The 16,367-nt window shown below is 39.4% G+C and carries 8 protein-coding genes and 1 tRNA gene; 5 read left to right on the forward strand and 4 right to left on the reverse strand.

The features are described from left to right. Together ACE1B6_RS08690 and ACE1B6_RS08695 are read right to left on the reverse strand one after the other, a co-directional pair. On the reverse strand, positions 1 to 1,071 hold a 1,071-nt coding region (locus tag ACE1B6_RS08690), incomplete at its 3' end, for a tyrosine-type recombinase/integrase (protein ID WP_413256861.1). Positions 1,072 to 1,220: 149 nt separating this feature from the next. Beyond that, positions 1,221 to 1,294, reverse strand: a tRNA-Val gene (locus ACE1B6_RS08695). Between the two features lie 322 nt (positions 1,295 to 1,616). Here ACE1B6_RS08695 and ACE1B6_RS08700 point away from each other — a divergent pair. After that, positions 1,617 to 3,932, forward strand: coding sequence for a sensor domain-containing protein (locus ACE1B6_RS08700; RefSeq protein ID WP_413256862.1), 2,316 nt, complete (start codon positions 1,617 to 1,619; stop codon positions 3,930 to 3,932). 34 nt (positions 3,933 to 3,966) lie between these two features. Here ACE1B6_RS08700 and hisA read toward each other — a convergent pair whose 3' ends face one another. Both hisA and ACE1B6_RS08710 read right to left on the reverse strand, forming a co-directional pair. Then, positions 3,967 to 4,740, reverse strand: a complete 774-nt coding sequence (gene hisA, locus ACE1B6_RS08705; RefSeq protein WP_413256863.1) for a 1-(5-phosphoribosyl)-5-[(5-phosphoribosylamino)methylideneamino]imidazole-4-carboxamide isomerase — start codon at positions 4,738 to 4,740, stop codon at positions 3,967 to 3,969. A 127-nt stretch (positions 4,741 to 4,867) separates the two neighbouring features. Beyond that, positions 4,868 to 6,520 carry a transglutaminase domain-containing protein gene (locus tag ACE1B6_RS08710; RefSeq protein WP_413256864.1) on the reverse strand — a complete coding sequence of 551 codons (1,653 nt, stop codon included), beginning with the start codon at positions 6,518 to 6,520 and terminating at the stop codon, positions 4,868 to 4,870. 422 nt (positions 6,521 to 6,942) lie between these two features. Between ACE1B6_RS08710 and ACE1B6_RS08715 the strand changes: the two genes are divergently transcribed. The 4 genes from ACE1B6_RS08715 (at position 6,943) to glgX (ending at position 16,314) form a co-directional block, all read left to right on the forward strand. Then, positions 6,943 to 7,773: a DUF928 domain-containing protein gene (locus ACE1B6_RS08715; RefSeq protein WP_413256865.1), complete on the forward strand. Its 831-nt coding sequence runs from the start codon at positions 6,943 to 6,945 to the stop codon at positions 7,771 to 7,773. A gap of 432 nt (positions 7,774 to 8,205) precedes the next feature. After that, positions 8,206 to 11,547, forward strand: coding sequence for a maltose alpha-D-glucosyltransferase (treS, locus tag ACE1B6_RS08720; protein WP_413256866.1), 3,342 nt, complete (start codon positions 8,206 to 8,208; stop codon positions 11,545 to 11,547). Between the two features lie 83 nt (positions 11,548 to 11,630). Further along, positions 11,631 to 13,601 (forward strand): 1,4-alpha-glucan branching protein GlgB, encoded by a 1,971-nt coding sequence (glgB, locus tag ACE1B6_RS08725; protein ID WP_413256867.1) that lies wholly within the window; start codon positions 11,631 to 11,633, stop codon positions 13,599 to 13,601. A gap of 577 nt (positions 13,602 to 14,178) precedes the next feature. Then, positions 14,179 to 16,314 carry a glycogen debranching protein GlgX gene (gene glgX / locus ACE1B6_RS08730; RefSeq protein WP_413256868.1) on the forward strand — a complete coding sequence of 712 codons (2,136 nt, stop codon included), beginning with the start codon at positions 14,179 to 14,181 and terminating at the stop codon, positions 16,312 to 16,314. The last annotated feature ends 53 nt before the right edge of the window (positions 16,315 to 16,367 follow it).

A 16,367-nucleotide genomic window follows, 5' to 3' on the forward strand; every position in this document is an offset into this window, starting at 1 on the left:
AGTTTTGTTGACTACACCAGCATAATGTTCATACAAAGTCTTCACGTTATGACCAGTAAGTTCCGCAACATTAACTGGATTCATACCTTTTTCTAGAGCATGAGAAACTAAAGTATGGCGTGTAGTGTAAGGTTTGCGGTAGGGAATTCCCAAACTATCTAGAATAGGCTTCCAAGCGCGATTACGAAAATTATGGTCATCGATCGCGCCGCCTTGTGGAGCCATAAAAATCAAATCTTCAGGATGGAAATCAACTGGACGACGAGATAAAAGAATTTGTTGAAGATGCGGAGTTAAATTGATGGTGCGATCGCGTCCAGTTTTGGTTTCTTTGCGGCGACCACGACTTAAACTTTCAGCAATCCAAACTTGAGTGCAGTCATCATTAAGATGTTTCCATTGTAAGCCGATCGCTTCACCAGTTCTGACACCAGTACCAAAGAGGAATTCTACAAAATCGGCATAGTGAGGACATTGTTCTCGGAAGGCAGTAACAATTTTAATGATTTCTTCTTTGGTAAAAGGTTTAGGTTTTTGTTTAGGTGGGACACGAACTTTGATGTCATCCCAAGGATTTTCGGTTACTAATTTATTTTTGATTCCCCAATTCCAGCAAGCTTTCAGTAAACCAATTCTCTCTTTTAAAGTGACAGGAGCTACAAGAGATGCTAACTGTTCTTTAAATTTCAGAGCTTCAGTTGAAGTAATTGCGATCGCAGGTTTCGACGGCCAAAATGCCTCAATTTTATTGAGAAGTCCTTCATATTTAACTAAAGTGCGGTCATAAACCTGCTTTGATCTATTCTCCATAAATCGCTGAAAAAGATCGTGAGCCGTTATTTGATTTTGTCGCTCTGGTTTGTATTTTGCCAAACTTGGATCGAAGTTACCTGTAGCTAAATCTCCTTCGATTACCTTGGCTTTCCCGATTGCTACAATCCGGTTTAACGGTGTATCAGCTAGTCCACAGTAGAGATAATGCTGCTTGCCCATGTAACTCCATACAAGTCTGAGTACTCCCTTGAAATTCTGAACTGCTACTGTCCCTTTTCGATTCCGTTGACCAGCCATGTCTGAAACCCTTGAAATCTCGTATCTTAAATTTATCCTTTAAAGTGGCTGAAACTAGCATTTTATGTCATACCCTTTTAGGTCAGATAATGGTCAGGAGTAAGGGATGACCAAGGCTAGAAGGCTTTGTCTGAAAGGGATTTGGGGAATGGACACAACTGGACTCGAACCAGTGACCCCTACGATGTCAACGTAGTGCTCTAACCAACTGAGCTATGCGTCCTCGGATTTATCAATATAGCATGAATTTTCGATTTATAGTCAAATTTCTGAAAAATCAGAATTTGTTGGTTTTGTGATCGATCGCACAATTCTTCAAAACTTTCTATGATACACATAAATTTCCTTAAAGCATCTACTTCTTAAGATAGATTTAATATTTACTGTTAAACAGATTTAATATATATTGAGAATTGTAAAAATTAAGTAACTTGTCGATCGCCCAAATCAACTCACAAGTGACAGCTTATATAACTGTTCAACTGAGTGAATAAGGCTCCTTAACTTAAATTCTTAGACCTGAAACTATGCTACTGAGAGGATATATGAACAGCCTGGAAAGTACAAACAACCAACCTCAAGGAGTACCAGGCGAAGTTAAAGAAAGCCATGACAATGTTAATCACAATCACCATCATGGCAAAGTCGTACCATTACAGAATTTCCTAAGCCACGAAGCACATCAGGCACTTAAACTTTATGTAGGTGGAGAAGAAGCTTTACTTCGACAAGTAATCAAATTAGCGCCAGTATTTTTTTACTGTTTGGATAGTCAAGGTATTTTTACCTTAGCTGAGGGCAAAGCTTGGGATACATTAGAATTACAATCAAACAAACTAATCGGCCAGTCAATATTCGAGATTTTTGAACATATACCCAACTTTTTAACTAATATTCATGCTGGTTTAGGTGGTAAGGAAGTTTTTTGGGAATCAACGATCGCTAACATGGTGTACGACAATCATGTTATCCCTTTAATTCAGGAAAATAATGAGATTGTTGGTTTAGTCGGAATTTCTGTACTCAACATTACTAAGTATCAACAAACAGAAGAGCAATTACGATTGTTAGCCGCAGCAGTTAATAGTGCTGAAGATGCAATCATGATTACTTCTACTGATTTGGAATCTCCCGGTCCAACTATACTTTTTGTCAATCCGGCATTTACTAAAATGACGGGTTATACTGCCCAAGAAGCGATCGGTCGTAATCCGCGTTTTTTACAAGGGCCAAATACAGACCGCACTGTTTTAAATAAATTGCGGCAAAGTTTAGAAACTGGAGAAGTATTTTATGGACAAGCAATTAATTATCGTAAGGATGGGACGGAATTTTATAATGAATGGCATATTGAACCTATTCGGGATAACCAAGGTAGAATAACTCATTATTTAGGAGTGCAACGAGACATTACTGAACGCAAGAAAGCAGAAGAGCAATTAATTAATAATGCCTTGTATGATAGTTTAACAGGTTTGCCGAATCGGACATTATGGATAAAAGGTTTAGAAGAAGCAATTGCTAAAGCCCAAAAATGTCAAGATTACTTGTTTGCTGTACTATTTTTAGATTTAGATCGCTTCAAGTTAGTTAATGATAGTTTAGGGCATTTAGCAGGAGATGAACTGCTGATTGCGATCGCCAAACGACTGCAATCAACCTTACGACCTACCGACACTGTAGCACGATTGGGCGGTGATGAATTTGGGATTTTGCTTACCAATATTCGGGAATTGGAAAATATTTCTAATGTGGTTAATCGCATTCAAGCTAGTGTTAGACAACCGCTAAAAGTTGAAGGACAAGAAGTTTTTACTACTGCTAGTATTGGTATTGCTTTATCTACTGCGGGCTATGATTCTTCACAAGATTTAATGCGAGATGCTGATATTGCGATGTATCGGGCTAAAGCATTGGGTAAAGCCCGTTATTGCCTATTTAACAAAACTATGCACCAAATTGCGGTGAGTAGATTACGCTTAGAAACAGATTTGCGACGGGCTTTAGAACGGCAAGAATTGCGATTACATTATCAGCCACTTGTTTCTTTAAAAACTGGTGAAATTACTGGGTTTGAAGCATTAGTACGTTGGGAGCATCCAGAACAGGGTTTAATTTCTCCAGATCAATTTATTCCTGTAGCTGAAGAAACTGGGTTAATTAATCCGATTGGTTGGTGGGTATTGCGGGAGGCTTGCTTAAAATTGCGAATTTGGCAGTTAACTTTTCCCCGGAAAATACCTTTAACAATGAGTGTCAATCTTTCGGGTAAACAATTTGCTCAACCGGGATTAATTGAACAGGTGGATTTAATTTTACGGGAAACTGGGTGCGATCGCAATTCTTTAAAACTCGAACTTACTGAAAGCGCGATCATGGATCATAGTGATGCTAATTCCATTTTGGAAAACTTGCGAGCTTTGGGAGTAAAATTAGACATAGATGATTTCGGCATTGGTTATTCTTCTCTCGATCGCTTGTATCAATTCCCCATCAATACTTTAAAGATAGACAAATCTTTTGTCAGTCGGCTTGATGCTGGTGGAAGAAACGTAGAAATAGTTAAAGCAATTGTTACTTTAGCCCATACTTTAGGGATGAATGTAGTTGGTGAAGGAGTGGAAAGTAGCTATCAGTTGACTCAATTACAAGCACTTAACTGTGAATTCGCTCAAGGTTATTTCTTCTCTAGACCATTAGATAGTAAGGCAACTGAAGCATTATTAACATCTCAACCAAAGTGGTTTTGTCAGGTTAAAACAGAAGAGAAAAGCCAATTGATCCAATCTCATAATCATATTACCTTAGTTGGAAAAATCTCTAATTCCCAACAAGTTCAAGCAATTCAAGCTGCCAGTTAGAGGATTGACTTTTCTCCTAATTAATTGGGGCAACTTAAGCAAAAGTTGAGTTGCCTAAATCTGGGGGTACATCTTGGTAACGCCCAGAACCTACTGCTTGAATTGCCTCTTTCAGTGAAACATCTCCAGTATATAAAGCGCGTCCGACGATCGCACCTCGCACGCCCAAAGGTTCTAAAGCAAGTAAACTTAAAAGGTCAGTTAAAGAACTGACACCACCAGAAGCAATTACCGGAATTGAGAGACTACTAACTAATTCTCGCAAAGCTTCTAAATTTGGGCCTTGAAGAGTGCCATCGCGATGAATGTCCGTGTAAATGATTTCTGCTACACCCATTTTTGCCATTTCTTGGGCTAAATTTTGGGCGGTAACTTCGGAAGTTTCTAACCAACCTCTAGTAGCGACTTTACCATTTCGGGCATCAATTCCGACGATAATTTTATCGGGAAATTCTTCACAAAGTTGGGCAACTAATTCTGGTTTTTCTACAGCAACGGTTCCTAAAATTGCCCAGCGAACGCCCATATTTAATAGTGTGGCAACGCTGGTGCGATCGCGCAATCCCCCGCCAACTTCCACCGCGATGGGTACTGCTTGCACGATCGCTTCAATACTTTTTAAATTAACCGATTCTCCCGTTTTTGCCCCATCTAAATCAACTAAATGTAATCGAGTCGCCCCCTGTTCTACCCACTGTTTAGCGACAGCAACCGGATTTTCATCAAACACTTGCGACTGAGAATAATCTCCTTGATACAGTCGCACACATTTACCATCTAATAAATCAATTGCTGGGATAACTTCCATTTTCTTTCTTTTCTAGGGATTAGGGATTAGGGATTAGGGACTGGGGACTGGGGACTGGGGACTGAGGAGATTTGAAGATGTAGTTAATTTATCCCCCCATTTCCCTATTTTCCCATTTCCCCATCTTCTAAGAAGGTGGTAATTCTGAAAGAATTGTAAACCGGATATGATTTAGGGATAAATCGCCGATCGATACAACTTCTTTATTCAAAAGTACACCATTAGAGGTGAGATTTTCAAAAGAAATACCCTTACCAATTTCTACATGATACCAAGATAAACCCATAAAAAATCTTGTGGGATAAGGGCCTCCTTCTACCACATCATCAGGGTTAGATTCCATTGGCAACCAACCAAAACCAGGGACGAAAAATTCCATCCAAACATGGTTAAAATCTGGGGCTAAAGGTACATTTTGATATTCAGGATTTTTCGGACATTTGTAACGTCCAACTGTGCGACAGGCGATCCCATTTAAGCGAGAAAGGGCTAATAAAATGCCTAAATATTCACCACAGGAACCGACACCTCGTTTTAAGGCAACATCTGGTCGATCGATGTGAGGTTTGATGCCGTAGGAAAGTTTATCATAAACGAAGTTGCGAATTTTATAGATTTTTCGCAACAAATTTGTTTCTGTGCCCACTGCTTCTTTGGCAGCATCACGGATAATATCTGTATCCATTGCCAAATCATCGTTATCTACCAAATATTTCTCTTGAAATTCTGGGGCTAATTCTGGCAAATCTTCCACATCTCTGGGAGTTAAACGATACTTAATGCTGTAAACTTCCACTAGTGCTTTCCAGCCAAAAATGAATCTTTCTCTTGATGTCAGTTTGTCAAATTTAAATACTGCTACTCTTTGTCCGTTGATGATTTCTTCAGTAAAAGGAAGACCGATCGGATAAATTTCCCGGATTTTTTGGCGCAATGTTTCTGATGGTAAGGCAATGCGCCATTCTAAGTTTTCTAATTGGACTTCTTCTAATTGAGAGAGTTCTTCAACGTAGCTGACTTCCATTAAATATCCATTAGATAAAGCGTAATTTCCTTCGGGATAATATTGGAAGTAGAGGGGATGAATGAAAGTGCGATCGCGATAATCCAATTCCTGTGGTGGGTCAGAATTCGGATCGTCTCTGACAAAAGATTCTTTATAGGCATAAGCAACATAAAGCACTTCTTTGTTAGTTTCTGGGTCGTTGTAAAAAACTAAACCAGTGGGATTTTCAAAAGGAGTTAATAAGCTAAATTTCAGTTCTCCCGTTGCCCGTTCTAAGCAAAATACTGTTTGTTCTTCATCATCAGCGACCCAAATTTCTTCGCCTCTAATTGTTAAATGTTCCTTGCCTATTCCCGGTGTATAGAATCTGGTAATTAAGTTACCTTTGTGGGCATCATAAATGTAGATGTAACCGGATTTTTGGCAGGTTACATAAACAGTTGATTCCCAAACTGCGATGCCATTAGCTGTGTAAGGTAAACTGACAAAATGCTGAGGTGTAAAATCAGTTAAAGTACAAAAGTAAACATCTTCATCTTTGGTAAACCACAACTTGTCCCCCCAGACAGCCAAACCAGTTGCATCTAAAAATTCCTCTACCTGATAGGAATTTAAAATAGTGGTGTCGTCATTTTTTAGGTTAACTTGTAACAGATATCCGGTTGTGGGATCTAGGGCAATTAAGCGATCGCCCCAGCAGCTAATATCTTGAATGGCATAAGCTGCAAACGGTCTAATCGTCCTAAATAGAAGGTTTTGCGTTGAAGAAACCATAGCCATATCAGGTAAAAGTTAGTTAGAGGTAAGCGCCCTTTTGTTAAACTCTAGGGATCTGGGATCGGCTTGAGATCCTTATCCAATATAGAGAATCGGTTGCTTATGGTTAACAGTTAAATTTGTTACAATAAACTATTAACCACAGGCTACCTTAACAAATAAGCTAAATTGGTCTGTAAGGAGAACAAAGCTAGTTAAGATTTTATACAAGTTTGTGGCTTTTGAACTGCTCAAATGTAACACCAAACCCAAGTTAAAAGATAAATATGTTCAGTAGCTTGATTCCTGATGGTGTTTCGCTTGGGTAAAGACGAGGTTCCTCAGAGTAAATTGCTACTAACAGAAACTCTCACGTAGATTCACTCGTCTGTTACTAGTAAACCCTTCCTCAGTACTTTAGGGGTACTGTTATTTTAGCTATGACTCGGACTAAACCGTTTTTTAATTCTTGGATCTGGTTATTTTTGGCTTTGGCGATCGCTTCTCCCCTCCCCCTCCGAGTTGCTGCACAATCACCCAGACCAAATAACCAAAGTTTACCAACAAACTGGGGCGCTTACGAACCTGACGGGAGTATTGGTAGTCCTGGGAGGCGAGAAGGTGGAGGCACAAGAGGCCCTTGTATTCAGAGTAGTGTCAACGATCGAGTCATGGCTTTGGTGCCAACTAATAGTTTTGGTACTACTACAGCCGAGTATCCTACCTTCTCAATTTATCTGCCTCCCCTATCGCCTGCAAGTAATCCAGAGATAGAATTTGTCCTGAAAACATCTGACCAAAAAGAGATTTACAAAACTAAATTTAATGTTAGACAAGGAGGAGGAATTATTAGTTTTAGCCTTCCTAATAACAGCAACTTACCAGCATTGGAATTAAACAAAAATTATTCCTGGTCAGTAACTTTAATTTGCGATCCAATTGCAGTAGCAGATAGAGGTGATTACTCTGGCAATCAAAAAGTAGAAGGAGCGATCCGGCGTGTCACCCCAAATCAAAGAGTGCAGCAAGAATTAAAGGCAGCGAAATCATCGCGCGATCGAGTGATTATCTATGCTAAAGCCGGGATTTGGTATGATGCTTTAAATAATTTAGCTGAACTGCGACGGCGCAATCCCAACGATCCAATTCTCATCAAAGATTGGTCTGAACTGCTACAGTCAGTAGATATGGAAAAACTTGCCAAAGAACCACTATTTCAACCTGTAGTAGGGAGAAATTTCTTGAACTCATCAGTGTCTCGCAATGATTAAATGCAATTATTAAATTCAGCCAAAAGAGCTTTCTTGTATTAGCGGATAGGAAATAGGGACTAAGGACTGGGGACGGAGACTCCCGAAAGTTCAAGACCGATCGCTTTTTGTCCTATAAAGCCTAAATCTTTAGTCCTTTTAAATTTTTTACCTCACGGAACTTTGTTATTGAGTGAAACCGTGGCTTTTCTTGCCGTTTGCCTTCTGCTATAGCATTGATGCCTAAGTTTGAGGTTTAATTTCTACCCAAAGGTTGATGCTTATTTAACAATTCATCTTTAAAAATTATTAACCTTAAGTAATTACCAAGAAACGGTTCTAACTCTAGCCAGATGCTAGGAAGCTACTGATTTACTTAAGTTAGTTAACCGAAGATGTTAGCAATAATAGATAGTATATTATTTGCGAAAACTTTAAGGTAGAAACCTGGCAATGCAAAACTCAATGTTGAATAACGATCCCCTTTGGTTCAAAAACGCCATCATCTATGAAGTACCAGTACGTGCTTTTGCCGATAGCAACGGTGATGGAATTGGCGACTTTCGGGGGTTGACAGAAAAACTAGATTACCTACAAGATTTAGGAATTACAGCAGTCTGGGTGTTACCATTTTTTCCTTCACCATTGAGGGATGATGGTTATGACATTTCTGATTATACAAATGTCAATCCTATCTATGGCAATTTAGCAGATTTTCAGGAGTTTTTAGCAGCTGCCCATCAAAGAGGTATTCGGGTAATTATTGAGTTAATTATTAACCATACTTCCGATCAACATCCTTGGTTTAAAAGATCTCGCAAAGCACCTAAAGGTAGTAAAGAAAGAGATTTTTACGTTTGGAATGATACCCCAGACAAGTATAAAGAAGCCCGGATTATTTTCCAAGACTTTGAAGCTTCTAACTGGAGTTGGGATTCAGTTGCCCAATCTTACTATTGGCATCGCTTTTACTCTCACCAACCAGACTTAAATTATGATAATCCAGAAGTCCAAAAAGCGGTATTTCAAGTTTTAGATTTCTGGTTGGAAATGGGAGTTGATGGACTGCGGATGGATGCGGTTCCTTACCTCTATGAACGAGAAGGAACTAATTGTGAAAACCTCCCAGAAACTCATAATTTTCTCAAGCAACTACGCCGTCATGTAGATGAGAAATTCCCCAATCGAATGTTGCTGGCAGAAGCTAATCAATGGCCGGAAGATGCAGCCCAATATTATGGATGTGGTGATGAATGCCACATGAATTTCCATTTCCCATTAATGCCACGGTTATTTATGGCATTAAGAATGGAAGATAGCTTTCCCATTTCGGATATTTTACAACAGACTCCCAGGATTCCAAATAATTGTCAATGGGCGTTATTCCTGCGAAATCATGACGAATTAACTTTGGAAATGGTATCAGATGAAGACCGGGATTATATGTATCGGGTTTATGCCCAAGATCCGGAAATGAGAGTGAATTTAGGAATTCGTCGGAGGTTAGCGCCGCTATTAGGAAACGATCGCCGCCAAATAGAATTATTGAATAGTTTGTTGCTGTCTTTGCCGGGAACTCCTGTACTTTATTACGGTGATGAAATTGGCATGGGAGATAATGTTTATGTGGGCGATCGCAACGGTGTCCGCACGCCAATGCAATGGAATGCTGATAGAAATGCCGGATTTAGTCGTGCCAATGCCCAAAAACTTTATTTGCCAGTAATTGTAGATTCCGAATATCACTATGCCACAGTAAATGTAGAAGCACAAAGGGCAAATCCGAATTCTTTGTGGTATGGAATGAAACGCTTAATCGCTACTCGGAAACATCTTCAAGCATTAGGTAAAGGTAGTTTTGAATTACTGCATCCCGAAAATCGCAAAGTGTTGGCTTTTACCCGCACTTATAACGATGAACATATCTTAATAGTGGCGAATTTATCCCGGTTTGTGCAAACTGTAGAATTGGATTTATCGCCATTTCAAGGTATGGTTCCGGTAGAAATTTTTGGGCGAACTGAGTTTCCACCCATTACTGATTCGCCCTACTTCTTGAGTATTGCACCTTATGCTTTTTATTGGTTTAGCTTGAAGTTGCAACCCAGCTTAATTTCTGTACCAAAACGACAAACAAATCTCACAACTTTGGTGGTGGCTGGCAAGTGGCAAAACGTCTTTTCTCAAAGGGATTTGAGAAATACTTTAGAGTTAATTCTCTCGGATTATTTGTACAGTTGCCGCTGGTTCAATGGCAAGGATCGCACGATTCAGTCCACGCAAATTAAGGAATCTATCCCGATCATTTATAAAGGTTTATCAGCACAGATTATCTGGTTAAAAGTGGATTATATCCAAGGAGAACCAGATACTTATCTGTTACCTTTAGCTTACGCAGAAGGAATGAAAGCTAAAGAACTTGAGATGGAAATGCCCGAAAATATAGTTGCCAATTTGCAAGAAGAAGGGAAGGAAGAAACGGGAGTTTTATTTGATGCGATCGCCGATCGCAATTTCCTGAATACCATGTTAGATGCGATCGCCAATAATCGTTCCTATAAAGGTACAGCAGGAGAATTAATTGCTACTTCTACTGATATCTTCCCTTCAGAAATTCCACCTTTAGATCCCATTTTATTGAAGGGAGAACAGAAAAACACCTGCGCCATTTACAGCGATCCTACAAAAAGCGGATCGGCTTTACAAAATCGCCTGATGTTAAAAATTTACCATCAGATTGAAGAAGGCATCAATCCAGATTTAGAAGTGCGCCGTTTCCTCAGCGAACAAAAAAGTTTACAACACTTTGCCCGAATTGCAGGTGCATTAGAATACCGCAATGGTAAAGGTATTCAAACAGTGGGATTATTGCAAGACTTTATCCCTGATGCGAGGAATAGCTGGGATTATACTCTTGATAGTTTACGCGACTACTTTGAACGCATTACAGTCCAACAAAGTGAACTTTCATCTGTGACTATTCCATCAGGTTCGCTGTTAGATTTACAGCAAGAGGAATTGCCAGAATTAGCGCATCAAACAATTGGTTCTTATCTAGCTAGTGCCAATTTAATTGGTGAGGTTACTGCTGAATTACATATTGCTTTAGCTGCTAATTCTGAAGACCCAAATTTCGCCCCTGAACCCTTTTCTTCTTTCTACCAACGTTCAATTTACCAGTATGCGCGTAATCTCACCGGACAAGTTTTACTCGACTTGAAAAAGCAGTTAAAAACTTTACCATCCGACACGCAAAAATTAGCCCAAGGGGTTTTAAACCGCCAAGAAGAATTTTTTGGTCGCTATCAATTAGTTCTCAATCAAAAAATCACAGCGAAGAGAGCTCGTTATCATGGAGATTATCACTTGGGACAACTTCTTTACACAGGTAAAGACTTCATTATCATTGATTTTGAAGGGGAACCAGGACGTAGTTTAAGTGAACGGCGGATGAAGCGATCGCCTTTGCGAGACGTAGCCGGAATGTTGCAATCTTTCAATTATGCCGCTACGCAAGCACTTCGTAATGAAGTAGAAAACGGTACGATTAATTCCGAAGATCTTCCCTTAATGCAAAAGTGGGCTGACTTTTGGTATTACTGGGTAAGTGCAACTTTCCTCAATAGTTACTTTACTACTTCTAGCCAGGATTCTTTCTTACCAAAAAATCAAGCCGAATTGCAAGTGCTTTTGGATGCTTACTTGTTGGAAAAATTCATCTACGACTTAGGTTACGAATTGAAAAATCGACCTGATTGTGTAGAAATTCCCTTACAACGATTGCTGCAATTCTAGTCAGTAATCATTGGTGATTAGTCATTGATTAAACCTATTAATCAGTGACTAATTACCCCTGTTCTATTCACTACTAACTAGCTATGACCCAACTAACAGTCAACCCCAACTATCTAGAAACTGACTCCGATCGTGTCAGTTTAATTACTGACCACGATCTTTATTTATTCAACGAAGGAACTCACTATCATTTATATGAAAAATTGGGTTCTCATCCGATAGTTGTTAATGGCGTAAAAGGTACTTATTTCGCAGTTTGGGCACCTAACGCCGGACAAGTATTTGTCAAAGGTGATTTCAATGATTGGCATCAGGAAGGTTTTGCCCTTACCTTAAGAGAACAATCAGGAATTTGGGAAGGTTTTATTCCCGGAATGACTAAAGGTAGCCTCTACAAATATCGGATTATTCATCGTTATAATGGCTATGCGGTAGATAAAGCCGATCCCTTTAATTCCCATCAAGAAATTCCGCCTCGAACTGCATCAATTGTTTGGGATACTGATTATCCTTGGCACGATCGTGAATGGATGGAAAACCGGGCTAAATATAATTCTTTGGATGCGCCAATTTCCATTTACGAAGTACATTTAGGTTCGTGGATGCGCGTACCGGAAGAAGGAAATCGCTTTTTAAATTATCGGGAAATCGCTTCTAAGTTATCAGAATATGTGAAGCGTTTGGGATTTACTCATGTGGAGTTAATGCCGATTACAGAACATCCTTTTTATGCTTCTTGGGGTTATCAAACAACGGGATATTTTGCCCCCAGTAGTCGTTACGGAACTCCTCAAGATTTCATGTATTTGATCGATCATTTGCATCAAGAAGGTATTGGTGTAATTTTGGATTGGGTGCCTTCTCATTTCCCGACAGATCAACATGGATTGAGTTATTTTGATGGTACTCATCTTTTTGAACACGCCGATCCTCGTCAAGGTTTTCACCCTGATTGGCAAAGCAGTATTTTTAATTATGGTCGGCATGAAATTAACAGTTTTTTAATTAGTAGTGCTTTCTTTTGGTTGGATAAATGTCATATTGATGGACTGCGGGTAGATGCTGTTGCATCGATGCTTTATTTGGATTATTCCCGCAAAGAGGGAGAATGGATTGCTAATCAATATGGTGGGCGAGATAATTTAGAAGCGATCGCCTTTTTAAAACGTTTCAATCAAGCAGTTTATACCCACTTTCCCGATGTGCAAACTATTGCTGAAGAATCTACCGCTTGGGAAAAAGTTTCGCGACCAATTTATGATGGTGGCTTAGGTTTTGGTTTGAAGTGGGACATGGGTTGGATGCACGATACTTTAAAGTATATGTCCCTCGATCCAATTGCCCGGAAACATCATCATAATTTGCTGACTTTCCGAATGCTTTACGCTTTTAATGAGAATTTTGTTTTACCACTTTCTCACGATGAAGTTGTGCATGGCAAAGGTTCTTTAATTAATAAAATGCCGGGAGATTATTGGCAGAAATTTGCTAATTTGCGGGTGTTATTTGGTTATATGTACGCCCAAGCAGCAAAAAAACTTTTGTTCATGGGTGGAGAGTTTGGACAATGGCAAGAATGGAGTCACGATCGAAGTTTAGATTGGCATCTTTTAGATAACCCAATGCACGCAGGTTTGCAAAGGTGGGTAACAGATTTAAATCACCTTTATCGTCAAGAAAAAGCTTTGCATGAATTAGATTTTAGTTGGGAGGGTTTTGACTGGATTGATTGTAATGATTGGGAAAAAAGTATCATTAGTTTGATCCGCAAATCAAAATCAACTGATGAAGCTATTTTAGTAGTGGCAAACTTTACTCCTGTACCTCGTTACAATTACCGTTTAGGTGTGCCGACTGATGGTTTTTGGCAAGAGTTATTAAATAGCGATTCTCATGATTATGGTGGTAGTGGTGTGGGTAATTTCGGTGGTGTAGAAGCGGAAGAAATTACTTGTCACGATCGCAATTTCTCCCTCAATCTTCACTTACCACCTTTGGGCATTTTGTTTATGAAAGTTAATAGCGATCGCCCAGAAACTACGATTTCAGCTTAAGAAGTTGTAGCCTTTTTCCCAATTCAAATTACTCGATAGTGGCGAATAACACAAAATTTCGCTTTCTATTACCTGTCTTTCGGGGGATTATTTGACAAGAAAAAAGCTTTAAATTCACAAATGTCTATCCCATGATTTAACCAACTCATTAGCTTACCTGGGGAGATTTTCCGATCGCTCCAGGTAACTATTCTTAAAGAAAATTAAATTTTTTTAAGAATCAGCCTAATTTATCTCTGGCGATAGATGACAAAAGTAAGCGATCGCTCTAATCTGTCTATAAATCTAACTAATTAACCAAGCAATCAACCAAACTTAATTCGCATCTATCTAAGTGCTGAATTGATATCGACCTGCAAAATTTTGAGTAATTCTTGTTGTAAAATTAACCTATAATTACTCTGCAAATGCTAGTTTTGTAAAACATTAGGCATCTTTTCTGAAAAGTTTTCAGAAAGAAGAAATTCCGATTGTAAAACTACAAAAATACCTTGACTCAATTTTTTCACCTACTAATTAATGGAGAAAAAATTGTCGATCGAGGTTTATTTTTAGATTGTTCACTGGATGTAAATCTATGTACATAGCACTCTGGCCCGGAAACGTTTATCCTTTAGGTGCATACTGGGATGGAAAAGGAACAAACTTCGCTTTATTTAGTGAAAATGCCACAGCTGTTGAACTTTGTTTGTTCGATCGAGACGACCAAGAAACAAGGGTAGAACTAAAAGAAGTTAGCAACTTTGTTTGGCATGGTTATATACCAGGAGTTGGCCCAGGACAACGTTACGGTTTTCGAGTACATGGCCCTTATTCACCTCATGAAGGTCATCGTTTTAACCCGAACAAACTGTTAATCGATCCTTACGCCAAAGCAATTGATGGAGTGCTGCGAGGACATGGCCCAGAACTGTTTGGTTATTCCTGGGAAAATCATCACGAAGATTTATCTTTTTCAGATTTAGATGATGCTCATTTAGTACCAAAATCAGTGGTAGTCGATCAATCTTTTGATTGGGAAGGAGATAAGTTACTGCGAATACCCGGACATGAAACAATCATCTATGAAACTCATGTTAAAGGCTTTACTAAACTGCATCCAGATATTCCAGAATCACTGCGGGGAACTTATGCGGGAATCGCGCATCCAGCGGCGATCGAACATTTGCAAAGATTAGGAATTACCGCTGTTGAATTAATGCCCGTTCATCACTTTCTAGCTTTACCGGGACATTTAGTTGATAAAGGATTAACTAACTATTGGGGCTACGATTCAATTAATTACTTTGCTCCCTTCTCTGGTTACAGTTCTAGTGGTAGTTTAGGGCAGCAAGTAACTGAATTTAAAAAAATGGTAAAAACTCTACATCGTGCCGGAATTGAAGTGATTTTGGATGTAGTTTATAACCACACTGGAGAAGGCAATCAATTAGGCCCAACTTTGTCGCTACGAGGGATTGATAATTCGGTTTACTACCGCTTAGTAGACGACAATAAACGTTACTACATGGATTTTACAGGCTGCGGAAATTCTCTTTATGTGCGCCATCCTCAAGTTTTAAAACTAATCATGGATAGCCTGCGTTATTGGGTGACAGAAATGCACGTTGATGGCTTCCGTTTTGATTTGGCTTCTGCTTTGGCACGAGAGTTATATGAAGTAAATAGCCTATCAGCTTTCTTCGATATTATTCACCAAGATCCAGTACTAGCAGACGTAAAATTAATTGCTGAACCTTGGGATATTGGTGAAGGTGGTTATCAAGTAGGACAATTCCCGGTTCTGTGGTCAGAATGGAATGGCAAATATCGCGATACTGTGCGAGATTTTTGGCGGGGAACTGATGAAAGTTTAGGACGATTTGCTTACTGTTTTACTGGTAGTCCCGACCTGTATTCTTTGAATGGGAGAAGACCAAATGCAAGTATTAATTTTGTTACTTGCCATGATGGTTTTACGCTCAATGATTTAGTTAGTTATAACGAAAAACATAATGAAAAGAACGGCGAAGATAATCGCGATGGTGAAAGCCATAATCGTTCTTGGAATTGTGGAGTAGAAGGGGAAACAGATGACCAAGAGATTTTGCGGTTGCGAGAACGACAAAGGCGGAATTTCCTGACAACTGTAATGCTGTCTCAAGGCATTCCTATGTTGTTAGGTGGGGATGAAATGGGACGGACGCAAAAGGGAAATAATAATAGTTATTGCCAAGATAATGAAATTTCTTGGTTTGATTGGCAGCTAAATCAAGATAATCAGGATTTGGTTAATTTCTGTCGGGAATTGATTTATTTTCGTCGTCAACATCCGGTATTTCGGCGGCGTAAATGGTTCCAAGGTAGGGCGATTCACGGTAAAGGTGTAAGTGATATTGCTTGGTTCAATCCTGATGGGACGGAAATGACAGAAGAACAGTGGAATATTGGTTATGCTAAGGCGATCGCTGTTTTCTTAGATGGTAATCAAATTCTCACTCCTGGCCCCAAAGGTGAACGCATTAGTGATGAGAGCTTTCTCGTGTTTTTTAATGCCCATTATGAAACAATTGAATTCAGTTTACCGACTGATTTTGGGCTAAATAAAAGAGAGTGGGCTTTGATAATTGATACTAAGGAACCACGCTTTATTCGGGAAAAGAGAATTTTAACTGGCGATCGAGCCGTGCCTGTGGTAGATCGATCGCTAGTATTGCTGCGTCGTCTAGGATAACTAGCAGCGAAACAGAGGTGCAGAGGGGAGACTTATTCCTACCTCCTCACTCC

Origin of the sequence: Floridaenema fluviatile BLCC-F154 (assembly GCF_041929135.1) — a bacterium.
Lineage (GTDB): Bacteria > Cyanobacteriota > Cyanobacteriia > Cyanobacteriales > Aerosakkonemataceae > Floridanema > Floridanema fluviatile.

Coding starts and splice junctions, on each gene's coding strand:
- ACE1B6_RS08700 (WP_413256862.1), top strand. CDS start 1,617: ATGAACAGCCTGGAAAGTACAAACAACCAACCTCAAGGAGTACCAGGC.
- hisA (WP_413256863.1), bottom strand. CDS start 4,740: ATGGAAGTTATCCCAGCAATTGATTTATTAGATGGTAAATGTGTGCGA.
- ACE1B6_RS08710 (WP_413256864.1), bottom strand. CDS start 6,520: ATGGTTTCTTCAACGCAAAACCTTCTATTTAGGACGATTAGACCGTTT.
- ACE1B6_RS08715 (WP_413256865.1), top strand. CDS start 6,943: ATGACTCGGACTAAACCGTTTTTTAATTCTTGGATCTGGTTATTTTTG.
- treS (WP_413256866.1), top strand. CDS start 8,206: ATGCAAAACTCAATGTTGAATAACGATCCCCTTTGGTTCAAAAACGCC.
- glgB (WP_413256867.1), top strand. CDS start 11,631: ATGACCCAACTAACAGTCAACCCCAACTATCTAGAAACTGACTCCGAT.
- glgX (WP_413256868.1), top strand. CDS start 14,179: ATGTACATAGCACTCTGGCCCGGAAACGTTTATCCTTTAGGTGCATAC.